Origin of the sequence: Pseudooceanicola nanhaiensis, from assembly GCF_020171315.1 — a bacterium.
In the GTDB taxonomy this organism is placed as follows: Bacteria; Pseudomonadota; Alphaproteobacteria; order Rhodobacterales; family Rhodobacteraceae; genus Pseudooceanicola; species Pseudooceanicola nanhaiensis_A.
In genome coordinates this window covers 783,959-804,432 of the sequence record NZ_JAIUZP010000001.1, presented here as the reverse complement: position 1 = coordinate 804,432, position 20,474 = coordinate 783,959, and the positions used below count along the sequence as shown (strand labels likewise).

Genomic DNA, 20,474 nt, shown 5'->3' with positions numbered 1-20,474 from the left:
GGGCCAAGGGGGGCAGACGCCCCCCCACCCCGCCCGTGTCACGCGCCCCCCTCTCCGCACCGCCCCGACCCGCTTGCCAAATCCCCCGGCGCCCGCCAACAAGGGCGCATGAGCCACTACGCTTTCACCCTCGCCGGCGCGCGCCTCGTGGCGCTTGGCTCCGGCGCCCTGCACTGGCCGGACCGGCGGCTGCTCTGCGTCTCCGACCTGCACCTCGGCAAGTCCGAACGCACGGCGCGGCGCGGTGGCGGCACCCTGCCCCCCTACGAGACAATCGACACGCTGGCCCGCCTCGACCGGGACCTGGCGCTCACCCAGGCCACAACCGTGGTCTGCCTCGGCGACAGCTTCGATGATACCGAGGCCGCTCATGCCCTCGACGACAAGACCCGCGCCTGGATCGCCCGCCTGCAGGCCGGGCGCCGCTGGGTCTGGATCGAGGGCAACCACGATCCGGGCCCCGTGGACATGGGCGGCAGCCATCTGAACGCCCTGCCCGCCCCGCCGCTGACCTTCCGCCACATCGCGCGGACCGGGGCCTCGGGCGAGGTGTCGGGGCATTACCACCCCAAGGCCCGGATCAGCGCCGGGGGCCGGACCGTCACGCGCCGGGCCTTCCTGCTCGACAGCGACCGGCTGATCCTGCCTGCCTACGGCACCTATACCGGCGGGCTGCACAGCTCGGACGCGGCCCTCACCGGCCTCATGCGCCCCGAGGCGCTCGCCATCCTCACCGGCGAAACGCCGCGCCCCATCCCCATGCCCCGCTGAGAAAGACGCTGAAAGAGACCATGACCGACGACGCCCTCACCGCCCGTATCCGCGCCAGTTTCGACCGGCAGAACATGATGAAAACGCTGGGGGCGGAGCTGGCGAGCGTCGCGCCGGGTGCTGTGGCGATCTCCGCCCCGATCCTGCCCGGATCGCAGCAGCAGCACGGCTTTGCCCATGCTGCGCTCGCCTTCGCCATCGGCGACAGCGCGGCGGGCTATGCCGCGCTCTCCACCATGGACGACACGATGGAGGTCGTGACCTCCGAGATGAAGATCAACCTCATGCGCCCCGGCATCGGCGACAGGCTGGTGGCCCGGGGCCGCGTGGTCCATGCCGGGCGTCGCCTCGTGGTGGTCTCAGCCGAGGTCATGGCCGTGACCGGCGGTCAGGAGAAGCTGATCGCCCTGCTGCAGGGCACCTGCACGCCGGTCCCTGCGGGCTGACGGCCCCGGCGGCGGCCGTCTTCAGCCCCGCCCGGCCATCAGCCGCTCTTCGCGGGCGATGGCCTCGTCGATCATCTGCCGCCAGAGCGCCCCGGCCAGCGCCGGGTCGAACCCCAGTTCCGCCGCCGTCGCCTCGACCTTGGACACGACATCCTCGACCCGCTCGTCGATCCGTGCGGGCCAGCCGAGCGCGGGCTTGAGCTGCGCCGCCCGGTCGATGTGGCGCTGCCGTTCGGCCAGCAGGGCGATCAGGTCACGGTCCAATGCGTCGATCTGCGCCCGCAGTTCGGGCATCGTCTGCACCTCGCTCGGCGCCTTGCGGGTCATGCGCATCAGAAGAGCCCCTCGATCTGGCCCATGTCGTTCAGGCGGATGGCTTCGGCGGCCGGTTTCGACGGCAGGCCGGGCATGGTCATGATCTCTCCGCAGATCGCCACCACGAAGCCCGCCCCGGCCGAAAGGCGCACCTCGCGCACCGGCAGGTCATGCCCCTCGGGCGCGCCGCGCAAGGTCGGATCGGCCGAGAAGCTGTACTGCGTCTTCGCCATGCAGACCGGCAGGTCGCCGTGCCCGGCCTCTTCCCATTCCGCCAGTTGCTTGCGGATCGCATCGCCCATCTGGACGGTGCCCGCGCGGTAAATCCGCTTGGCCACGGTCTCGATCTTCTCGGCCAACGGCATGGCATCGGGATAGAGCGTCTCGAACTGCGCGGTGCCGCCATCAGCCAGCGCCGCCACCTTCTCCGCCAGCGCCTTGATCCCCTTGGAGCCCTCGGCCCAATGGGTGCAGAGCAGCGCCTCGACGCCGTGCTCGGCGCAGAAGGCTTTCACTTCTTCAACTTCCGCATCGGTGTCGCCGGTGAAATGGTTGATCCCTACAACGACAGGCACGCCGTAGCCTTGCAGATTCTCGATATGCCGGCCCAGATTGGCACATCCGGCACGCACCGCCGCCACGTCCTCGGCGCCGAGGTCCGCGCGGGCCACGCCGCCGTTCATCTTCAGCGCCCGGACCGTGGCCACCAGCACCACCGCCGCCGGTTCCAGCCCCGCCTTGCGGCACTTGATGTCAAAGAACTTCTCTGCCCCGAGGTCGGCGCCGAAGCCTGCCTCGGTCACCACGTAATCGGCCAGCTTCAGCGCCGCGCGGGTCGCGATGACCGAGTTGCAGCCATGGGCGATATTGGCGAAGGGCCCGCCGTGGACGAAGGCCGGGTTGTTCTCCAGCGTCTGGACGAGGTTCGGCTGCATCGCGTCCTTCAGCAGCACCGTCATCGCGCCGTCCGCCTTCACGTCCGCCGCCGTCACCGGGGTCCGGTCGCGGCGGTAGCCCACGATGATCCGCCCCAGCCGTGCCTGAAGATCGTCCAGCGAGGTCGCAAGGCAGAGGATCGCCATGACCTCGGAGGCCACGGTGATGTCAAAGCCGCTCTGGCGCGGATAGCCGTTGGCGACACCGCCCAGCGAGGTCACCACGTCGCGCAGCGCGCGGTCGTTCATGTCCATGACCCGGCGCCAGGTGATGCGACGGGTGTCGATCTCCAGCTCGTTGCCCCAGTAGACGTGGTTGTCCACCATGGCCGCCAGCAGGTTGTGGGCCGAGGTGATGGCGTGGAAATCGCCGGTGAAGTGGAGGTTCATCTCCTCCATCGGCACGACTTGCGCATAGCCGCCGCCCGCCGCCCCGCCCTTCATGCCGAAGCAGGGGCCGAGGCTGGCCTCGCGGATGCAGATCGCCGCGCGCTTGCCAATGGCGTTGAGCCCGTCGCCCAGACCGACCGTCGTCGTCGTCTTGCCCTCACCCGCGGGCGTGGGGTTGATGGCGGTCACGAGGATCAGCTTGCCATCGGGCCGATCGGCGAGCCCGGCGATGAAGTCCTGCGCGATCTTGGCCTTGTCGTGGCCATAGGGCAGCAGCGCCTCCTCGGGAATGTCGAGCTTGGCGCCGATGGCCTGAATGCGCTGCTTCGAGGCGGCGCGGGCGATTTCAATGTCGGTCTTCGCAGTCATGTTCCTGTCCTTCTGACGCCTCGCGAGGGGGGCAATCGGGCCATGGGGGCCTCCCGGATCGGAGACTCATGGAACCCGTGGTCGCTTTGGCGCGTTGGGGGGGACAGATGACAAAGGGAGACACAAGATGAAAGCCGCAACGCTCGTTATCCACGCATCTTTCGCCCTGACCCTTCTCGGCGCCGCGCTTCTGCTCGGCTGAGGTCAGACGAGAGCCCCCCGCGCCGCCTGCATATGTGGCCAGACCGGCTGGTCCGGCACATGCAGGCGCAGCTCTTCTCCGAGAGTAAACGTCCCTTCCCGCTCCACCCATGCTGTCACGCCCCGCCGCCCCGTTGCCGCCCGTTTGAAGAGACGGGCCTGTTCGGGGTGATGTTCGGCGATGACCTTGGCCGGAAGCTGACAGGGACGGTTTTCCATATCAAGGGTGATCGTCGCCCCGTTTGCGCCCTGTAGCCGCGAGGACGGCGGCACGAGGGAGAAATCCGGGATGCCCGCGATCACCAGCGTCGCCCCCAGCCACGCCGGATCGAGGCTTTCGAGGCCCATGTCCGTGGCGATGGCATCCAGTTCTTCCTGAGAGATCACCGACAGTTGCCGGACGTTCCTGATCTCCGTATCGCGGGGATATTGCGACAGGACGCGGCTGCAGGACGGGCGGGTCAGCCCGCCGTGATCCTCACCCTCGGGCCCCGCGAAGCTCAGCGCCAGCGATTGCACGGGCTGCGAGTCGAGCGCCGCCTCGCGCGAGGGCACACGGCCGAGCCAGACGATACGGGCGGTGAAATCGGTGGGTTTGAGCGCGGGCATATCCTGTCCTCGGTCCGTGGAATGAGGCCCGATGAACCGGCACGGGGGGCGGAGTGTCAACCCCTGCCCCGCCTTAGGACGAGCGGCCGTCCGGCTCCGGATGGGTCTAGGGCCTGTCGTGCAGCAGCCCCCGGCCGCGCCCGGACCGGCCTGCGCCCATCAAGGGATCACGGCCAGCCTGCCAGCGTCAGCCAGCAGGTCGCAGGGTGAAGAAGAGCCGCCGGAAGGGGAACAGGACAGAGCCATCGGCCGAGCGCGGATAGGCGGCCTCGATCACCTCGTCGTAGAGCGCGATCAGTTGGGCCTGCTCGTCCTCTGGCAGGCTGTCCAGCACGGGCCGCGCAAAGGTCGACTGGGTGAAGAGCCGCACCGGGTGGCCCTCCTCTGCCTTGGGCAGCACCTGGTAGTAATCCACTTCCCAGAGGTCGAGTTGCCCCAGCGGCGAGAGCATCGCGTGATAGGTCGCAGGGCGTTCGATGCCCGGCGCCGTGGCGGGATCGAAGCGACCGGGGAAATGCTCTTCCACCAGCGAATGCCAGATCCGGTGCGAGGGCGCGTTGTTCTGATGCGGCACCTGCACCGCCAGCGTGCCGCCCGGGGCCAGCAGCCCCGCAAGGCGCGGCAGCAGCGTGGCATGATCCCCCAGCCAGTGCAGCGCGGCATTGGAGAAGATCAGCGCGGGCGCGGCATCCGGCCGCCAGCGGGCGATGTCGGCTTCTTCCAACAGGTCGTAGGCCTCTGTCGCGGCGGCCTTGGACAGCATCGCGGGCGAACTGTCGAGGCCAATCAGGCGGGCTGTTCCTGCAAGCGACCGCAAGGCAGGACCGGCGGCGCCGGAGCCGCAGCCGAGGTCCACCACCGGGCCCCGGGGGGCCTCCAGCCGGGCGATCAGGTCCAGCGCGGGCCTCAAACGAACGTCCCGGAACCTGTCATAGGCCCCGGGACTCCAATCTTTCGCAGTGTCGGTCATCAGACGCTGGGTTCCGGCTCCATCCCGCCGGGCTTGCCGCGCGGCTTGGTCTTGGGGATGGCCGTGACCGAGGTGCTGCCGGTGTCGGAGCTGTCATCCTCGTCCGGGCTCTGCGGAGGCTCACCCTTCATGACGCGCTTGATCTCGTCGCCGGTCAGGGTTTCGTATTCCAGCAGGCCCTGCGCGAGGCGCTCCCACTCGTCCTTCTGCTCTTCGAGGATCTTGTAGGCCCACTCGTAGGCCTCGTCGATGAGGCGCTTCACCTCTTCCTCGATCAGCTCCTTGGTATGGGCCGAGACGGAGAAGCCGCCGGCACCGTTGCCCATGTAGCCTTCGTGGGCCTGTTCGTAGTCCACGTTTCCGACCTTGTCCGACATGCCCCAGCGCAGCACCATCGCACGGGCGAGGCTGGAGGCCTGCTGAATGTCGCCGGCGGGGCCGTTCGACACTTCGTCAGGGCCGTACTTCATGATCTCGGCGGCCTTGCCCGCCATGGTCATGGCCAGCTTTTGCTCGCACTCGGATTTGTGCCAGTTCAGGCGGTCGATCTCGGGCAGCGAGACCACCATGCCGAGGGCACCGCCACGGGGGATGATCGTCGCCTTGTAGACCGGATCGCACTTGGGCAGGGTCAGGCCGACGACGGCGTGGCCGCTCTCGTGGTAGGCGGTCTTTTCCTTCTGGTCCTGCGTGAGGACCATCGAGCGACGCTCGGCCCCCATCATGACCTTGTCCTTGGCGTTCTCGAAATCAACCATGGTCACGAAGCGGCGGCCGACACGGGCGGCCATCAGCGCGGCCTCGTTCACGAGGTTCGACAGGTCCGCACCGGAGAAGCCCGGGGTGCCGCGCGCGATGATGCGCAGATCGACGTCGGGGCCCAGCGGGGTCTTGCGGGCATGGACGCCGAGGATCTTCTCGCGGCCCTTGATGTCGGGGTTCGGCACGGTGACTTGACGGTCGAAGCGGCCCGGGCGCAGCAGCGCGGGGTCGAGAACGTCACGACGGTTGGTCGCCGCGAGGATGATCACACCCTCGTTGGCCTCGAAGCCGTCCATCTCCACCAGCAGCTGGTTGAGGGTCTGCTCACGCTCGTCGTTGCCCCCGCCATAGCCTGCGCCACGGTGACGGCCCACGGCGTCGATCTCGTCGATGAAGACGATGCAGGGGGCGTTCTTCTTGGCCTGTTCGAACATGTCGCGGACACGGGAGGCACCGACACCCACGAACATCTCGACGAAGTCGGAGCCCGAGATGGTGAAGAAGGGCACGCCCGCCTCGCCTGCAATCGCACGCGCCAGCAGCGTCTTACCGGTGCCCGGAGGGCCCACCAGCAGCGCGCCTTTGGGGATCTTGCCGCCGAGACGCGAGAATTTCTGCGGATTGCGGAGGAATTCGACGATCTCCTCCAGCTCTTCCTTGGCCTCGTCGATGCCGGCGACATCGTCGAAGGTGACGCGGCCGTGCTTCTCGGTCAGCAGCTTGGCGCGCGACTTGCCGAAGCCCATGGCCCCGCCTTTGCCGCCGCCCTGCATCCGGTTCATGAAATAGATCCACACGCCGATCAGCAGAAGGATCGGCAGCAGCGAGATGATGAACGCCTGGAAGCCGCTTTCTTCCTGCGCCTTGGCGGTCACGGGGACATTGTTGTCGAGGAGCAGCTGGGTCACTTCGCTGTCCTGCGGCTTGATGGTCACGTAGTCTTGACCGTCCGTCCCCCGGTAACGCACCTGCTCGCCATCGATCGTGGCCGAACTGACGCGATCGTCGTTCACAGCCGAAACGAAGTCAGAGTAGCTGATCTCGCGGCTCTGCATCGTGCTGCCCGACCCGCTGAAGAGATTGAACAGCGCCACGATCAGCATCAGCAGCACGATCCAGAAGGCGAAGTTTTTCGCAGTGCCCAAGGAAGGTCTCCCCAAATTCCGGTTGCCCCCGGCTCGTATCACAGGGGCTATCCGGTTTAAATAAGCTTCACGCCGTCAGGTTCAATCCGTGAGCAGCGCGGCAAAGTAACTCTCCGTGTCCCTCACGAGGGTGGCGGTCCAGCCCTCGGCGCGTCCCGCCAGCGGCGCTGCGATCAGCACACCCCGGCGCCAGACGGCCGGAGAGGCGAGCAGCGACGCGCGCGGCAGCCCAGTGTCGCGCCATGCGGGGCAATCGGCAAGCCCTGCCTCCCCCAAAACTGCGATCTCGGCAGCATCTGGCCACGGTCCGTCCAGTTTCCAGCGTCCATCCCAGACCTCGCGCACAGGCGCGGTGAGGTGTGCGACGGCATTGTGCTCCCGAAAGATGCGGATCGCCCGTGTCCCCACGGTGATCCGGCAGCCCATCAAGGTCATCCCGGTGCCCGCCGAAATCGCCTCCTGCAGCAGTTGCATGGCGGTGCGGCGGGGCGGATATTCGGCACCGCCCACCCACATGAGCGCCCGTTGCAGCAGGCGGCGCGCGATCTCGGGGCGCAGCAGGCGGAACCCGGCCCGCGCGATCAGCAGGTCGCCCGCCTCGAAGCCGACGAGCCCGCGGGCCTCGGTGAACGTGTACCAGTTCAGCGTCTCGCGGATGGACGAGAGGTTGTCGGCCACGTTGCAGAGCGCAGGCACGGTCAGCCCCAGCGGTTCCAGCAGGGCCATCGCCTCGCGGATGCGGACCCGTTCATAGCGGCTGTCGGAATTGGACGGGTCCTCGACCCAGGTCCGCCCGCGTGCCCGCAGGAAATCCCGCAGGTCGGAGCGACGCAACGTCAGCATCGGGCGGACCAGCGTGACGCCGTCCAGACGCCGCCGCGACGCCATCGCCGAGAGCCCGTCCGCGCCCGAGGCCCTTGCCAGCCGCATCAGCACCGTTTCGGCCTGATCGTCGGCGGTATGGGCCAATGCGATGACGGGGATGCCCTTGCGCCGCGCCCAGTCGGCCAGCAGGTCATAGCGCGCACGCCGGGCCCGGTCCTGCAGGTTGCCCTGCCCGTCCCAGCCCGACCACGTGAGGATGTCATGCTTGATGCCAAGGTCCGCGGCGGTCTCGGCCACCAGCAGCGCCTCCTGCCGCGCCTCGGGGCGCAGCCCATGGTTCACGGTGACGGCGAAGAGCTCGGCCCTGAGGCAGGCCTGAAGCTCTGCCAGCATCACCATGAGCGCCATGGAATCCCCGCCCCCGGAAACGGCGATGCCGATCCGGTCCGGGGTCTTCGGCAGGAAAGCCCCGCCGACGACTTCTTTCAGCAGCTCTTCGCGCTGCGTCACGAACAGCCCAGCGACTGCATCTCCGCGTTCGCGCGGGTTGCTGCCGCGGCCTCGGGATAGCGGACGCTGACCTGCCCCAGCGTGACACAGGCGTCCTGCGCCTTGCCCAGCTGGCCCAGCAGGCGGCCGACGTTGAAGAGCGCGCCGGGCGCCAGCGGCCCGTCGGGCGCCAGCGTATAGGCCGCGAGGAAGGAGCGCGCGGCCTCGGTCGGCTGGCCCAGCTTCTCCAGCGCCTCGCCGCGCTTGACCCGCGCTTCGGGCTCTAGGGGCGAGCCCGGGTAGGTCGTGCCAAAGGTCTCAAGGAGGTCCGCGGCGCCGCGAAAGTCACCATTGGCGAGCGCCTCCGACGCTCGCTGGAAATCCGCCTCTTCGCCAATCGCCAGTTCGGTCCCCTGCGACACGGGCACGCCGTTCGACGGCACCGCGGGCGCAGCCCCGCCCCCGCTGTCCGGCATGGCACCGCCGCCGAGCGTCGAGGTCTGCCCCAGCTTGGAGATATCGCCGCCTTCGAGTTCCACGAGACGGAATTCGAGGTCGCCGATGCGGTTGGTGCCATCGGTCACCACGCGGTCGATGCGGTGCTCCAGCTCCTCGGTCTTGCCGGTCAGGCGCTGCAGCTCGCTCTCGATCGCGTCGATGCGGTTGAGCGCCGAGCCCCCGGTGTTGAGCGCACCGCTCGCCCCGGTGGTGGACAACTCACGCTTCAGCTTCTGCACCTCCACGTAGAGGACAGACATTTCCTGACGGATATCGGCGAGGGTCTCGCTCCTGTCCTGTGCCGCCGCCGGCAGCGCCGGCGACAGGACGATGGCAAACCCGAGGATCAGACCGGCGAAAGGCCGCATCGACATCTCCTTGACTGGATGATTTAGCTGGTGCCCATGGCCCCGGCGGCGATGGTGGTCACCGCGCGACGGTTCTTGGCATAGCAGGCTTCCTCGGAACAGATCTCGATCGGGCGTTCCTTGCCGTAGCTCACAGTCTTGAGCCGGGCGGCAGAGACGCCTTTCGAGATCAGGTATTCACGCACCGCATTGGCACGGCGCGCACCGAGCGCGAGGTTGTATTCCCGCGTGCCCTGTTCGTCTGCGTGGCCTTCGATCACCGACACGTAGTCGGTGTTGCGCATCAGCCAGTCGGCCTGACCGTCGAGGGTATACTGCGCCTCGGCAGAGATGGTCGACTGGTCGACAGCGAAGAGCACGCGGTCGCCCACGGTCTGCTGGAAGTAGGCGGGCGAGCTGGGATCGCTGGCCGAACCATCGCCATAGGCCCCTGCCCCGGCGCCGTAGCCCGCGCCGTTGCCATAGCCGTCTGCACTGTCGAACCGGTCAGGGTTGGTACAGGCGGCCAGCGAGAGGCCAGCCAGCAGAAGTGCCGCTTTTGTAGAGAAATTCATGTCGTCTCGTGCCTCGTTCTTATGCTTTTCGGGGTGATTCTAGCACAGCAGTCGCCCCGAAGGAATGCAAGCGGCGTTACGGTTGCAGCGGGCCCCAGGACGGGTCGGAGGCGCCGCCCTCGGTCCGCACGCGCTTGAGATTGCGGCCCGAGATATCGACGGAATAGAGCGAGGACTGGCCCTGCGCGCCCTGGGTTTCCCGGGTGAACATGATCACCCGTCCATTCGGGGCCCAGGTCGGGCTTTCGTCAAGGAACGAGGCCGTGAGCAGCCGTTCCTCGGAGCCGTCGGTGCGCATGACGCCGATGTGGAACCGGCCCTTGCTCTGCTTGGTGAAGGCGATCATGTCCCCGCGCGGCGACCAGACCGGCGTGCCATAGCGCCCCTGCCCGAAGCTGATGCGCGTGGCCTCGCCGCCTGAGACCGGCATGACGTACAGCTGCTGGCTGCCGGAGCGGTCGCTTTCGAAGACCACCCGCGTGCCGTCCGGCGAGAAGCTGGGCGCGGTCTCGATCGAGGGCGCATCGGTCAGGCGGCGGCTCTGCCCCGTTGCGCTGTCGAGGGCGTAGATATCGGTGTTGCCGCCGCTTTCCAGCGAGTAGAGCACCGTCCGCCCATCGGGCGCGAAGCGCGGCGAGAAGGCCATGTTGCCGCCCTGGGTCTGCAACTCGCGCCGGCCCACGTTGGCCACATCGAGCACGTAGATCCGCGGGAAGCCGGTCTCGTAGCTGGTGTAGAGCACCCGGTCGCCGGTGGGCGAGAACCGGGGCGCCAGCACGATGGAGCCGCTCTCGGTCAGGTATTTCACGTTGGCGCCGTCGTAATCCATGATCGCCAGACGCTTGCGGCGGTCGTCCTTGGGCCCGGTCTCGGCCACGTAGACGACGCGGCTGTCGAAATAGCCGCCCTCGCCCGTGATCCGGGAATAGACCGCATCGGCCACCTTGTGCGCCATGCGGCGCCAGCCGGCGGTCGTGCCCGCGAATTGCAGGCCCGATCCAAGTTCCTTGCCCGAGAAGACATCATAGACGCGGAACTTCACGGTCACCCGGTCGCCCTGCACGGACACGGCGCCGGTGATCAGCGCCTGCGCGTTGATCGCCTTCCAGTCGGCATATTGCACCGGAGAGGAGAAGCTGGTGATCCGCGAGATATGGGCGCTTGCCGGGATTTCCCGGAACAGCCCCGTGCCGCTGAGGTCCTCCGCCACGACGCGGGCCAGCTGCTGCGCCATCTCGGTCGCCGCGCCGCTTTCGGGTACGAAGTCGGGCACCGCGTAGGGCATCGGCTCGATCACGCCGTCGGTGATCTCGATCCTGAGGGGGCCCGACTGCGCAGTGGCCACGGCGGGGGTCATCAGCGCGAGGCTGGCGGCGGCCAGAAGGCCGGTGAGGGGTCCGGTGATCTTGCTCATTTGTACCGCATCTTCTCCGGGTTGAATGTCATTTCAATGTCACGCCACGAACTGTACTTGTCACGCGGCAGGTCAAATCCTTGGGCGCCGCAGCGGATGATTGCCCGCCTCGCGGCCTCGAATGCCTGCCGAGCGGCCGCATCGCCGCCCCCGCTGTGCGACACCATGCGGATCGTCTCGCCCTGCGGCGTGCCGTTCTCGTTCATCGACATCGACACGACGACGGTGGTGCCCAGCGCCTCGGAGGAGAGCGAGCCCACGTTCCAGCACGACGAAACCGCCACACGCAGGGCCTCGCGTTCGCTCGCCGTCATGGGCGGGCCCGCGGGACGCTGGGGGGCGGCGGGGGTTTCGGCGGGCGTGGACCCGCCGGCAAGCGCCTTGGCGAGAGCGTCATCCACGGCGGAGCTGTTGGAATTGCTCTGCGGCTTGGTCTCGGTCTTGGGTTCTGGCTTGGGCGCCGGTTTCGGCTCCGGCTTGGGCTCGGCCTTCGGTTCAGGCTTCGCCTCGGCGGTCTGGGTCGGCTCGGGCTTCGGCGCCGCGGCAGGGCGCTGCGGACGGGTCTGGGGGCGCAGCGAAGTAGTCGGCGCGGCGTTCTGCGGTGTCTCGGCCTCGGTCACGATCTCGGTCGTCGCCTCGGGCGGCGCGGTTTCCTCCAGCTCGGGCACGGGTTCGGGCTCCGCCTCGGGGGCGGGCTCGGGCGTGGTTTCCCGCTGGACGATCTCGGCGGGCGCGGCATCGACCTGCGGACGCGGCTGCGGACGCGAGGCAACCCGCGGCGCGGCCGGGGGCGTGGGATCGGGGACGGGTTCCGGCGCCGGTTCGGGCGTCGCGGCCTCCTGCATCGGTTCCGGCTGGGGCGGTTCCGGCTGCGGGGCGGGCTCCGGCTCGGGCGCGGGGGTCGGTTCCGGTTCCGGTGTAGGCTCCGGCTCCGGTTCTGGCGCGGGTTCCGGTTCGGGCGCAGGCGCGGGCTCCGGCTCTGCCGCCGGTTCCGGGGTCGGTTCGGGATCAGGCGTGACGGCAGGCTCCGCCGGGCCCTCGGGCGTGGGGGCCTCGGTCTCGGTCTCGGGGGCCGTCTCGCCGGACAGCCGCGCGAATTCCTCCGATGTAACGACCGACACCTCGGTCACCACCTCGGGCGGACGCGCGGGCGAGATGCCACCAAAAAGCAGCCAGCCGATGAGCCCTACGTGGCCCACGCCGGATATGATCTGTCCCGTGTTCATGGAAAGGTCAGTTCGAACCCGTGGCCCCGGTGGGGCTGTCCAGCGTCGGGCCGTTGCTGTCGGTCACGAGGCCGATGTTGCTGAAACCGCCACGGTTCATCGCGCCCATGACCTGCATGATCTCGGCATAGGGCACCGACCCGTCCGCCCGCAGGTAGACCCGATCCGAGGCGCGTTCAGCCGCAATGGCACGCAGCCGGTCGATCAACTCGTCCCGCGGCACTTCCGTGGTCTGGATCATCACGGTGCCCTGCGCGGTCACGGTGACGGAAAGCGGCTCTTCCTGCTCGCCGGGCAGCGCCTCGGCGGCGGTCTTGGGCAGTTCCACCGGCACGCCGACCACCATCAGGGGCGCGGCCACCATGAAGATGATCAAGAGCACCAGCATCACGTCCACGAATGGCGTGACGTTGATTTCGGCCATCGGGCGCGCACGGCCCCCGTGACGCCGCCCCCGGCGGCCACCGCCGCCGCCCTTTGCCATGACACCCGCGCCCATGGATCAGGCGTCCAGCTGGCGCGAGAGGATGGTCGAGAATTCGTCGGCAAAGGCCTCGTAGCCGCCGATGATCCGGTCCGCGTCGGTGCTGATCTTGTTGTAGAAGATCACCGCCGGGATGGCGGCCAGCAGGCCCAGACCGGTGGCGAGAAGCGCCTCGGCGATCCCCGGCGCCACGACGGCGAGGTTGGTATTCTGCTGCTCGGCGATGCCGATGAAGGCATGCATGATCCCCCAGACCGTGCCGAAGAGACCCACGAAGGGCGTGACGGAGCCGACGGTGGCCAGCACCGGCAGACCGGCCTGAAGCCCTTCGGCCTCGCGGGCGATGGCCACGTCCATGGCGCGGTCGATCCGGGCCTGCGCCCCGGCGATCAGCCCGCCATCGTCGCGATGGGACCGGCGCCACTCCGTCATGCCGGCGGCGAAGATACGCTGCGCCCGGCCCGAAGGATCGGCCCCGATCGTGTCATAGAGATCGTCCAGCGGCTCCCCGGACCAGAAGGCGCGATCGAAGCGCGCCGCCTCGCGCCGGGCCGCGCGGTAGGAGATGATTTTCTGGATAATGATCGACCAGGACCAGAACGAGGCAACGATCAGCATGATCATCACCAGTTTCACTGTCAGGGTCGCACGTGCGAAAAGCGCCCACATGGAGAAATCCATGCTCTGCGCTGCCGCGAGAGTTTCTGCTTCCATCCGCCTGCTCTTTGCTTCGGCCTGTTATGCGTTGGCCGTTTATGGCTCTGTTTGCGGCGAAACTAGCGCATATCCGGTCAAAAGGCCAACACATTGCCGTGTGACGGCGGCCCCGCGCCGGGGCCGGAGCAGGCTGTTTAGTGCAGTAACAGGCGGATATTTGCCGGCAGACGGGTCGGGTGACCGGTCTCTGTCAGAGCAACCAGCGTGACGTGCGAGGTAAAGAGCACGTCGCCCCCGCGCTTAACCTCCTGCAGCAGGACGATCCGCGCGCCCGAGACCTGTTCGGCCGTCGTCTCGACCACCAGTTCATCGTCGAAATGCGCAGGGCTGAGGTAGTCCGCCTCGACCCGGCGGACCGCAAAGACGATGCCCTCCTCGCGCTTCAGCGCGGTCTGGTCCACGCCAAGGGTGCGAACCCATTCGGTCCGGGCTCTTTCGATGAATTTCAGGTAGTTGGCGTAATAGACGATCCCCGCGAGGTCGGTGTCCTCGTAGTAGACGCGCAGCGGGAAGAGATGGGCCATGGGCGGGGTCCTCGTCTGGTTCAGCTCGGCTCTGCGGCCAAGGAACCATCCCTCGCGGCCCACCGCAAGCACCCCGCGCAGGACGCCCGCGTCCGGTGGGCGATTTGCAACAACCCGCCCCCATAAGCCCAGCCTTCATCTTTCCCAAAATACTCCGGGGGTGTCGCGGCACGCGACGGGGGCAGCGCCCCTCCCACTTCCATCGTTTAGAGTTTCCCCGATCAAAGGGGGCGATGTCTCACCTGGCCGTAGCGTCCGGCTTCAGAGGGCACTGCGAATATCGGTCAGACGCCCCCCCGCCCGATCCCGCGCGACGCCGCTCAGCCGTCCTCAGTCGTCGCTCCACTCCGCCGAGGCCAGCTTCAGCGTCGCCCGCGCCGACAGCCGCATGGCGTGGCTCGGGTCCTCGGAGGCGGAGGGCAGCAGCGGATCATAGGCCGAGGCCAGCACCGCCGCGATCTCGGGCCGCAGCAGCGCGTTGCCCTGCGGATCGGCAACCAGCGGGCTCTGCTCGGCAAAGGCGGTCTCGGACCAGAGCAGCAGCGCGCGCAGCGCCTGGTCGAGGGCCAGCGTCTCGGCCGGTTGCTCGGCCATCTCGCCGGTCAGGCGGACAAAGACGAAGGCCGCCCGGATCGCGCCGTTCTTCTCGAAGCGGAAGAGCCGGTACTGCTTGGCATCCGCCGCCTCCAGCCGCCCCAGCAGATCGTCGAGGCCGGGGATCAGGTGGTGCAGGTCGGGCAGCGCGGCCAGTTCCTGCCAATCGCGCAGGAAGAAGACCATCAGGTTCACGCCCAGTTCCGGGTCCATGTCGGACATCTTGTGCCCGGCACTGGCCACCACCGCCTCGATCGCGCCCTTGAGCACCGGGAGGCTGTCGTCATCCACGCCCATGATCACGGGCACGATGGGCCGCTCCCAGCGGGCAAAGCGGAAGCTGCCGTCAGCGGCGGTGAAAAGCGCGGTGACCTCTTCGGGGGTCGGGCGTGGGTCGATCATGGGGCCTCCAGATAGCGGCCCCACTTCTCCTCGAAAGCCGTGGCGAGGTCCACCCCCTCCTCCGCCGCGAGGCAGAGCAGGAAACCCAGCAAATCCGCCATCTCGGCGGCGAGATCGGCACGCAGCGCGTCGGGCGCCGCATCGCTGCCCCGGGCGCGGCCATGCAGCTTGAGATAGGCGCCCGCCACCTCGCCCGCCTCTTCCGAGAGCTTGCCGAGGAGGAAGAGCCCGTCACGCTCCACCCCGAAGGCCTCGACATAGAGGCGGTTTACCGCGACGGCGCGGGCGGAGAGCGTAGCGATATCCATGGGCTACCCGTCGAAGAAATCCGCCTGCCCCGGCGGGCGCGGCGGCGTGAGGCCAAGGTGCTGCCAGCCGCGCTGTGCCAGCATCCGGCCCCGGGGCGTACGCTGGATCAGCGTCTGTTGCAGCAGGTAGGGCTCGATCACCTCTTCCAGGGCGTCGCGGCTCTCCGACAGCGCGGCGGCCAGCGTCTCGATCCCCACCGGCCCGCCCTGATAGCCTTCGCCAATCATCCGCAGATAACGTCTGTCGGCCCCGTCGAGGCCCAGCTGATCAACCCCCAGACGGGTCAGCGCATTGTCGGCCAGGGCCCGGGTGATCCGCCCGTCGCCCTCGACCACGGCGAAATCCACCACCCGGCGCAGCAGGCGGCCCGCGATCCGGGGCGTGCCCCGGGCGCGGCGGGCGATTTCATGGGCGCCCTGCTCATCCGCGGGCGCCCCCAGCAGGCGGGCGTTGCGGGTGACGATCTCGTGCAACTCGTCCACCGTGTAGAACTGAAGCCGCGTCGGAATGCCGAAACGGTCGCGCAGCGGCGTGGTCAGCAGGCCAAGCCGCGTGGTCGCCCCCACCAGCGTGAAGGGCTGCAACTCGATCCGGACGGTGCGCGCGGCGGGGCCCTCGCCAATGACGAGGTCGAGCTCGAAATCCTCCATCGCGGGGTAGAGCACCTCTTCCACCGCCGGGTTCAGCCGGTGGATCTCGTCGATGAAGAGGACGTCGCGCGCCTCGAGGTTGGTGAGGATCGCCGCCAGGTCGCCCGCGCGGGCCAGCACCGGGCCGGAGGTCATGCGGAAGTTCACCCCCAGTTCGCGCGCCATGATCTGCGCCAGCGTCGTCTTGCCGAGGCCCGGCGGCCCGTGGAAGAGCGTGTGATCCATCGCCTCGCCGCGCTGCTTGGCGGACTGGATGAAGACCTTGAGGTTGGCGCGCGCCTCGGCCTGACCGATGAACTCGTCCAGACCCTGCGGGCGCAGGGCGCGTCCGTCGTCCTCGGGCAGCCTCTCGGGGCGCAGCGTCGGGTCGGACTCGGTCATCTTGCTCTCCTGCGGGCGCTTATGCGGCCTGCGCTCATTGCTTCGGCGCCAGCAGGCGCAGTGCGGCGCGGATCAGGGCCGAGGTGTCGGCGCCCTCGTTTTCCTGCGCGGCCTGCGCCACGGCGGCGGCCGCCTCGGACGGGGCATAGCCCAGATTGGAGAGCGCCGACAGGGCCTCGGACTGCGCCGCGGCAGAGGCCTGCGCCGCCGAGGGCGCGGCAGGTTTGCGCGCGGGCTTCGCCGTCGCGGGTTCGGCGGGTTCGATCACCATGTCGTCCGCATCCGGCATCGCGGGTGCGGCGGCAGCACCACGCCCGGCAAGCGCCATGACCGAGGGCGCCTTGTCCTTCAACTCGATCACCACGCGCTGCGCGGTCTTGGGGCCGATGCCCTTGGCCGCCTTGATCGCATTGGCATCGCCAAGCGCAATGGCACGGCTGACGCCTTCCGCCCCCAGCGTGCCGAGGATGGCGAGCGAGGCTTTCGCGCCCACCCCCTGCACCGTCATCAACAGCCGGTGCCACTCCTTCTCCACTAGCGTGGGGAAGCCGAAAAGCTGCAACAGGTCCTCGCGCACCAGCAGATCGGTATAGAGCGCCACCGCCTCCCCCGGTCCCGGCAGGGCGGCCATGGTGCGGTCGGAACAATAGACGAGGTAGCCCACGCCCTTCACGTCGATCAGCACGTGATCGTCGGCGCGGTAATCCAGCCGCCCGGCAATCCGCCCGATCATGCGCGGATCCTCAGCGTCGCCCGGGCCGAGCCGAGGTGATGCGCGTGACAGATCGCGATGGCGAGCGCATCCGCCGCGTCGGGACCGGCCAGCTGAACGCCGGGTAGCTGCACCTTGACCATATGGGCCACCTGTTCCTTCTGGGCGTGGCCGACGCCGACCACGGATTTCTTGACCGCGTTGGGGGCGTATTCGCCCACCGGCAGCCCGGCCTGCGCCGTGACCAGCAGCGCGATGCCCCGCGCCTGCCCCAGCTTCAGCGTCCCCACGGCGTCCTTGTTGACGAAGACATTCTCGATCGCGACCGCCTCGGGCTGGTACTCCGCGATGACGGCGGTCAGGCCGATATGCAGCGCATGCAGACGCTGGGCCATCTCGCCCCCCTCGCCGTGACAGATGCCGTTTCCGAGGTGGCGCAGGCGGCTGCCGTCCATCTCGATCATGCCCCAGCCCATGTTCCTGAGACCGGGATCGATTCCCATCACACGCATCGCACCTGCCCTGCCCGCCGATTCCGGCTTCTGCGCCGCCGATCCCGCGCCCGGCCCGTGCCGGACTGCGGCAGATCCGCAACATCTTGTTTGCTCTCCGCCAGAAGTAGCACGAAAGGAGAACACGCGCCAAGCCCGATGCGACACAAAGCCTGTCAAGCAAATTTCCTTCATTTCCCGCTCAAATCTGGTGAAATCTTGCGTGCGCCCCGGTCAGAGCGACCCCTTGCAACGGTTTTGCGACACGAAGTTCATCCAGATCGCACAAAGTTTTCATAACTTTTTCAGGTGTTTATATCAGAATTTAGCTATGCACAAAACGCAACGGGGCTTTGCAAAAGCCTCCGCTTGTTTTTTGTGCATGCTCGAAATATTTGCCGCTCAGACAAAAGATCAACCCGTATACACAAGGACTGACACCATGGGTGCCTTCTACATCGCCGCCCCGAAAACCGACTCCGCTGCCCTCTATGGCCGCATGGGCCGCGCCATCTCGACGCTGCTCGCCGCAATCTCCGACTGGAACGACGCCCGCGTGACCCGCAACGCCCTGTCGAAGCTCTCGGATCGTGAACTCGACGATATCGGCCTGACCCGCGGCGACATCGACCGCGTCAGCGTTTTCCGCTGATGGTCTGTCCGCAGGACCGACAGGCAGATTTCCGGATAGCGCCACTTCAGATGGCCCGCCGGACCCGAAAAAGCCGCGCCCACTAGGGACGCGGCTTTTTTGATGTCTCAGCCTTGGGATGTGCCGAGGGATCAGCCCACGATGGGCGCGAACAGCTGCGCAAGCCAGAGCGTGACCACATCCGCCTGCATCACCCAGGCCCCGGCCCGTTCGACGATGCCGCCCGCGTGCAGGCTGTCGAGATGAGCAAGATACTCCCCCTCCCCCAGCCGCAGCAGCAGGAACACCTTGAAGACGGTGACCATGATCGCCGCCGCAAGCAGAAGCCGCAGCGGCAGCATAAGCCGCGGCATGCGCCGCTTGGCCTTCATCTGCAACAGCCCGTCCCGGCCCATGACCGCACGATAGCCGTTGGCATCCATTGTCTGGCGGTTCCGGTCGATGGACCGGATGCGCTCCTCGAAGGAGCGCGTTGTCTTGACGCTACCCATTTTGACCTCTTCGAGCCGGCCCCCACCGGTCAGGGGGCTTTATCGGCGACGATTGCGGCCAAAATAGGGATTGCCCGGGCCCTGAATCGGATCAGCGTCAGGCCACGCCCGGGCCGGGCGGCGGATCAGGCCGCCTTGGTCAGGGTCAGCGTGGTCCAGTCGCCGATGACTTCCTCGAAGTGCAGCGCACAGCCCTGCGCCCCATAGGCCGCTTTCACCTCTTCCGCCTGCTCGTTCAGGATGCCCGAGAGGATCGCGTGACCGCCGGGCGCCAGATGGGCCGAGAGGTCGGGCGCCAGTTCCACCAGCGGGCCCTTGAGGATATTGGCGAAGATCAGGCCATAGGGCGCGCCGGCCGCGATCTGCGGATGGTCAAAGCCGGTGGCCTCGAGGCAGGTCACGGTGCCGGCCATGTCGTTGGCCGCGAGGTTCGCCTCGGCCACTTCCACGGCCACCGGGTCAATGTCGGAGGCCATCGGCACCCCGGGCCAGATCCGCGCGGCGGCCATGGCCAGCACGGCGGTGCCGCAGCCGATGTCGGCGGTGCGGTCGGTCGAGAAGCCTTCCGTCGCCAGCCGGTCGAGCGCGCGCAGGCAGCCCAGCGTCGTGCCATGGTGCCCGGTGCCGAAGGCCATGGCGGCCTCGATCAGCAGCGGCTCGACGCCCTCGGGCACCTTGTCGGCGTCGTGGGAGCCATAGAGAAAGAAGCGGCCCGCCTGCACCGGCGCCAGTTCGCGCTTCACCTTGGCGACCCAGTCGGTTTCCGGAAGTTCGGACACGGCGAAGGGCTTGGCGCCGAAGGCGGCGGCCAGCACGGCCAGACCGGCCTCGTCGGGCGCATCGGTGAAATAGCCACCAACTTCCCAGAGACCCGAGTCATCCTCCAGCTCGAAGACACCGACGCCATAGGGTTCCGGCTCCAGACGCTCCATGGCTTCGCCGAGGCCCTCGGCCTGGGCCTTGCCGGGAAGGGTGGTGAAAGCGGTGAAGGTGGTCATGGCGTGCTCCTGCGGGTTTCGGCCCGGTTAGGCGGCACGGGCCTTAAGGTCAAGGGCCTGCGCATTGGCGGGGCTGTCCTGCCCGTATCAGGACAGCAGTCCCGCCACCCATGCAGGGACGGTCTGCGTCGCCGGGCCAAAGCGGGTCTCGGCGAATTGCGACACCACCGATGAGGGATCGAGGTTCAGCTCGACCGTGTGGGCGCCCGCGGCATCGGCCTCCTGCACGAAGCCCGCGGCCGGGTAGACCTGCCCCGAGGTGCCGATCGCCGCGAAGAGGCCGCAGCTCACCAGATGGCCAAAGATCTCGTCCATGTCATAGGGCATCTCGCCGAACCAGACGATGTCGGGCCGCCCGTGCGGGCCCTTGCAGGCCGGGCAGACCTCGCCCACCGCCATCTCCATCGGCGCGGGCCAGCGATGCCCGCATCCGGCACAGAGCGCCTGATCCAGCTGGCCGTGCATGTGCAGAACCGTCGCCCCGGCCGCCTCGTGCAGCCCGTCGACATTCTGCGTCACGATGACGACCTCACCGTCATACTCCGCCTGCAACCGGGCGAGCGCCGCATGGGCCGCGTTGGGCTTTGCCGACGCGGCGCCGGCGCGGCGCTGGTTATAGAAGGTGGTCACAAGCGCGGGATCGCGAGCAAAGGCTTCGGGCGTGGCCACGTCCTCGACCCGGTGGTTTTCCCACAGGCCCCCCGCCCCCCGGAAGGTGCCGAGCCCGCTTTCCGCCGAGATCCCTGCCCCGGTCAGAATGACGATCTTCTCCATCAGGTCTT

The 20,474-nt window shown here is 68.1% G+C and carries 24 protein-coding genes; 3 read left to right on the top strand and 21 right to left on the bottom strand.

The window, feature by feature from the left end:
* Positions 1-108: 108 nt before the first annotated feature.
* Entirely contained in the window at positions 109-771 is a 663-nt protein-coding gene (gene pdeM / locus LCM32_RS03760) for a ligase-associated DNA damage response endonuclease PdeM (protein WP_224819707.1), read from the top strand.
* 20 nt (positions 772-791) lie between these two features.
* Positions 792-1,217 (top strand): PaaI family thioesterase, encoded by a 426-nt coding sequence (locus LCM32_RS03755; RefSeq protein ID WP_224819706.1) that lies wholly within the window; start codon positions 792-794, stop codon positions 1,215-1,217.
* 21 nt (positions 1,218-1,238) lie between these two features.
* On the opposite strand, the gene LCM32_RS03750 is transcribed toward LCM32_RS03755, so the two are convergent.
* The 18 genes from LCM32_RS03750 to ruvC form a co-directional block, all read right to left on the bottom strand.
* Complete coding sequence (locus LCM32_RS03750) at positions 1,239-1,550, bottom strand: chorismate mutase (RefSeq protein WP_412070654.1); 312 nt, start codon at positions 1,548-1,550, stop codon at positions 1,239-1,241.
* Complete coding sequence (locus tag LCM32_RS03745) at positions 1,550-3,226, bottom strand: formate--tetrahydrofolate ligase (RefSeq protein WP_224819705.1); 1,677 nt, start codon at positions 3,224-3,226, stop codon at positions 1,550-1,552. The genes LCM32_RS03750 and LCM32_RS03745 overlap by 1 nt, the downstream gene beginning before the upstream one ends.
* Before the next feature lie 204 nt (positions 3,227-3,430).
* Entirely contained in the window at positions 3,431-4,036 is a 606-nt protein-coding gene (locus LCM32_RS03740; protein WP_224819704.1) for an MOSC domain-containing protein, read from the bottom strand.
* Positions 4,037-4,223: 187 nt separating this feature from the next.
* Positions 4,224-4,946, bottom strand: a complete 723-nt coding sequence (locus LCM32_RS03735) for a methyltransferase domain-containing protein (protein WP_263618056.1) — start codon at positions 4,944-4,946, stop codon at positions 4,224-4,226.
* Between the two features lie 59 nt (positions 4,947-5,005).
* Positions 5,006-6,913 carry an ATP-dependent zinc metalloprotease FtsH gene (gene ftsH / locus LCM32_RS03730; RefSeq protein ID WP_224819702.1) on the bottom strand — a complete coding sequence of 636 codons (1,908 nt, stop codon included), beginning with the start codon at positions 6,911-6,913 and terminating at the stop codon, positions 5,006-5,008.
* 81 nt (positions 6,914-6,994) lie between these two features.
* Complete coding sequence (tilS, locus tag LCM32_RS03725; RefSeq protein WP_224819701.1) at positions 6,995-8,248, bottom strand: tRNA lysidine(34) synthetase TilS; 1,254 nt, start codon at positions 8,246-8,248, stop codon at positions 6,995-6,997.
* Complete coding sequence (ybgF, locus tag LCM32_RS03720; RefSeq protein WP_224819700.1) at positions 8,245-9,093, bottom strand: tol-pal system protein YbgF; 849 nt, start codon at positions 9,091-9,093, stop codon at positions 8,245-8,247. The genes tilS and ybgF overlap by 4 nt, the downstream gene beginning before the upstream one ends.
* 23 nt (positions 9,094-9,116) lie before the next feature.
* The gene (gene pal / locus LCM32_RS03715; protein ID WP_224819699.1) at positions 9,117-9,647 is read right to left on the bottom strand and encodes a peptidoglycan-associated lipoprotein Pal; all 531 of its coding nucleotides are present in this window, start codon (positions 9,645-9,647) and stop codon (positions 9,117-9,119) included.
* A 76-nt stretch (positions 9,648-9,723) separates the two neighbouring features.
* A complete protein-coding gene (tolB, locus tag LCM32_RS03710) occupies positions 9,724-11,004 on the bottom strand; it encodes a Tol-Pal system beta propeller repeat protein TolB (RefSeq protein WP_412070659.1) in 1,281 nt (426 codons plus the stop codon).
* 53 nt (positions 11,005-11,057) lie between these two features.
* Complete coding sequence (locus tag LCM32_RS03705) at positions 11,058-12,287, bottom strand: hypothetical protein (protein WP_224819697.1); 1,230 nt, start codon at positions 12,285-12,287, stop codon at positions 11,058-11,060.
* Between the two features lie 7 nt (positions 12,288-12,294).
* A complete protein-coding gene (gene tolR / locus LCM32_RS03700; RefSeq protein WP_224819696.1) occupies positions 12,295-12,786 on the bottom strand; it encodes a protein TolR in 492 nt (163 codons plus the stop codon).
* A 3-nt stretch (positions 12,787-12,789) separates the two neighbouring features.
* Entirely contained in the window at positions 12,790-13,485 is a 696-nt protein-coding gene (gene tolQ / locus LCM32_RS03695) for a protein TolQ (RefSeq protein ID WP_224819695.1), read from the bottom strand.
* Between the two features lie 137 nt (positions 13,486-13,622).
* Positions 13,623-14,012: a tol-pal system-associated acyl-CoA thioesterase gene (ybgC, locus tag LCM32_RS03690; RefSeq protein WP_224819694.1), complete on the bottom strand. Its 390-nt coding sequence runs from the start codon at positions 14,010-14,012 to the stop codon at positions 13,623-13,625.
* A gap of 330 nt (positions 14,013-14,342) precedes the next feature.
* Positions 14,343-15,008, bottom strand: coding sequence for a hypothetical protein (locus LCM32_RS03685; protein ID WP_224819693.1), 666 nt, complete (start codon positions 15,006-15,008; stop codon positions 14,343-14,345).
* Positions 15,005-15,316, bottom strand: coding sequence for a MazG nucleotide pyrophosphohydrolase domain-containing protein (locus LCM32_RS03680; protein ID WP_224819692.1), 312 nt, complete (start codon positions 15,314-15,316; stop codon positions 15,005-15,007). Before LCM32_RS03680 ends, LCM32_RS03685 begins: the two co-directional genes overlap by 4 nt.
* Positions 15,317-15,319: 3 nt before the next feature.
* A complete protein-coding gene (gene ruvB, locus LCM32_RS03675) occupies positions 15,320-16,348 on the bottom strand; it encodes a Holliday junction branch migration DNA helicase RuvB (RefSeq protein ID WP_224819691.1) in 1,029 nt (342 codons plus the stop codon).
* A gap of 34 nt (positions 16,349-16,382) precedes the next feature.
* Positions 16,383-17,081: a Holliday junction branch migration protein RuvA gene (gene ruvA / locus LCM32_RS03670; RefSeq protein WP_224819690.1), complete on the bottom strand. Its 699-nt coding sequence runs from the start codon at positions 17,079-17,081 to the stop codon at positions 16,383-16,385.
* Positions 17,078-17,572, bottom strand: a complete 495-nt coding sequence (ruvC, locus tag LCM32_RS03665) for a crossover junction endodeoxyribonuclease RuvC (RefSeq protein WP_224819689.1) — start codon at positions 17,570-17,572, stop codon at positions 17,078-17,080. The genes ruvA and ruvC overlap by 4 nt, the downstream gene beginning before the upstream one ends.
* A 421-nt stretch (positions 17,573-17,993) precedes the next feature.
* Between ruvC and LCM32_RS03660 the strand changes: the two genes are divergently transcribed.
* Complete coding sequence (locus tag LCM32_RS03660) at positions 17,994-18,203, top strand: DUF1127 domain-containing protein (RefSeq protein WP_222489267.1); 210 nt, start codon at positions 17,994-17,996, stop codon at positions 18,201-18,203.
* Between the two features lie 131 nt (positions 18,204-18,334).
* On the opposite strand, the gene LCM32_RS03655 is transcribed toward LCM32_RS03660, so the two are convergent.
* From LCM32_RS03655 to LCM32_RS03645, 3 genes are all read right to left on the bottom strand, one after another.
* A complete protein-coding gene (locus tag LCM32_RS03655; protein ID WP_224819688.1) occupies positions 18,335-18,694 on the bottom strand; it encodes a hypothetical protein in 360 nt (119 codons plus the stop codon).
* A 125-nt stretch (positions 18,695-18,819) separates the two neighbouring features.
* Complete coding sequence (locus tag LCM32_RS03650; protein ID WP_224819687.1) at positions 18,820-19,692, bottom strand: 50S ribosomal protein L11 methyltransferase; 873 nt, start codon at positions 19,690-19,692, stop codon at positions 18,820-18,822.
* 87 nt (positions 19,693-19,779) lie between these two features.
* Positions 19,780-20,466: an NAD-dependent deacylase gene (locus LCM32_RS03645; protein WP_224819686.1), complete on the bottom strand. Its 687-nt coding sequence runs from the start codon at positions 20,464-20,466 to the stop codon at positions 19,780-19,782.
* Positions 20,467-20,474: the final 8 nt, after the last annotated feature.

What these genes read in the sequence shown, in the direction of transcription:
- LCM32_RS03755 (WP_224819706.1), top strand. Translation starts at nt 792, where the DNA reads ATGACCGACGACGCCCTCACCGCCCGTATCCGCGCCAGTTTCGACCGG.
- LCM32_RS03645 (WP_224819686.1), bottom strand. Translation starts at nt 20,466, where the DNA reads ATGGAGAAGATCGTCATTCTGACCGGGGCAGGGATCTCGGCGGAAAGC.
- LCM32_RS03650 (WP_224819687.1), bottom strand. Translation starts at nt 19,692, where the DNA reads ATGACCACCTTCACCGCTTTCACCACCCTTCCCGGCAAGGCCCAGGCC.
- LCM32_RS03750 (WP_412070654.1), bottom strand. Translation starts at nt 1,550, where the DNA reads ATGCGCATGACCCGCAAGGCGCCGAGCGAGGTGCAGACGATGCCCGAA.
- LCM32_RS03685 (WP_224819693.1), bottom strand. Translation starts at nt 15,008, where the DNA reads ATGATCGACCCACGCCCGACCCCCGAAGAGGTCACCGCGCTTTTCACC.
- ybgC (WP_224819694.1), bottom strand. Translation starts at nt 14,012, where the DNA reads ATGGCCCATCTCTTCCCGCTGCGCGTCTACTACGAGGACACCGACCTC.
- LCM32_RS03745 (WP_224819705.1), bottom strand. Translation starts at nt 3,226, where the DNA reads ATGACTGCGAAGACCGACATTGAAATCGCCCGCGCCGCCTCGAAGCAG.
- tolB (WP_412070659.1), bottom strand. Translation starts at nt 11,004, where the DNA reads ATGACCCCCGCCGTGGCCACTGCGCAGTCGGGCCCCCTCAGGATCGAG.
- ruvB (WP_224819691.1), bottom strand. Translation starts at nt 16,348, where the DNA reads ATGACCGAGTCCGACCCGACGCTGCGCCCCGAGAGGCTGCCCGAGGAC.
- ruvA (WP_224819690.1), bottom strand. Translation starts at nt 17,081, where the DNA reads ATGATCGGGCGGATTGCCGGGCGGCTGGATTACCGCGCCGACGATCAC.
- pal (WP_224819699.1), bottom strand. Translation starts at nt 9,647, where the DNA reads ATGAATTTCTCTACAAAAGCGGCACTTCTGCTGGCTGGCCTCTCGCTG.
- tolQ (WP_224819695.1), bottom strand. Translation starts at nt 13,485, where the DNA reads ATGGAAGCAGAAACTCTCGCGGCAGCGCAGAGCATGGATTTCTCCATG.
- ybgF (WP_224819700.1), bottom strand. Translation starts at nt 9,093, where the DNA reads ATGCGGCCTTTCGCCGGTCTGATCCTCGGGTTTGCCATCGTCCTGTCG.
- tolR (WP_224819696.1), bottom strand. Translation starts at nt 12,786, where the DNA reads ATGGGCGCGGGTGTCATGGCAAAGGGCGGCGGCGGTGGCCGCCGGGGG.
- LCM32_RS03680 (WP_224819692.1), bottom strand. Translation starts at nt 15,316, where the DNA reads ATGGATATCGCTACGCTCTCCGCCCGCGCCGTCGCGGTAAACCGCCTC.
- LCM32_RS03655 (WP_224819688.1), bottom strand. Translation starts at nt 18,694, where the DNA reads ATGGGTAGCGTCAAGACAACGCGCTCCTTCGAGGAGCGCATCCGGTCC.
- LCM32_RS03660 (WP_222489267.1), top strand. Translation starts at nt 17,994, where the DNA reads ATGGGTGCCTTCTACATCGCCGCCCCGAAAACCGACTCCGCTGCCCTC.
- LCM32_RS03740 (WP_224819704.1), bottom strand. Translation starts at nt 4,036, where the DNA reads ATGCCCGCGCTCAAACCCACCGATTTCACCGCCCGTATCGTCTGGCTC.
- pdeM (WP_224819707.1), top strand. Translation starts at nt 109, where the DNA reads ATGAGCCACTACGCTTTCACCCTCGCCGGCGCGCGCCTCGTGGCGCTT.
- LCM32_RS03705 (WP_224819697.1), bottom strand. Translation starts at nt 12,287, where the DNA reads ATGAACACGGGACAGATCATATCCGGCGTGGGCCACGTAGGGCTCATC.
- ruvC (WP_224819689.1), bottom strand. Translation starts at nt 17,572, where the DNA reads ATGCGTGTGATGGGAATCGATCCCGGTCTCAGGAACATGGGCTGGGGC.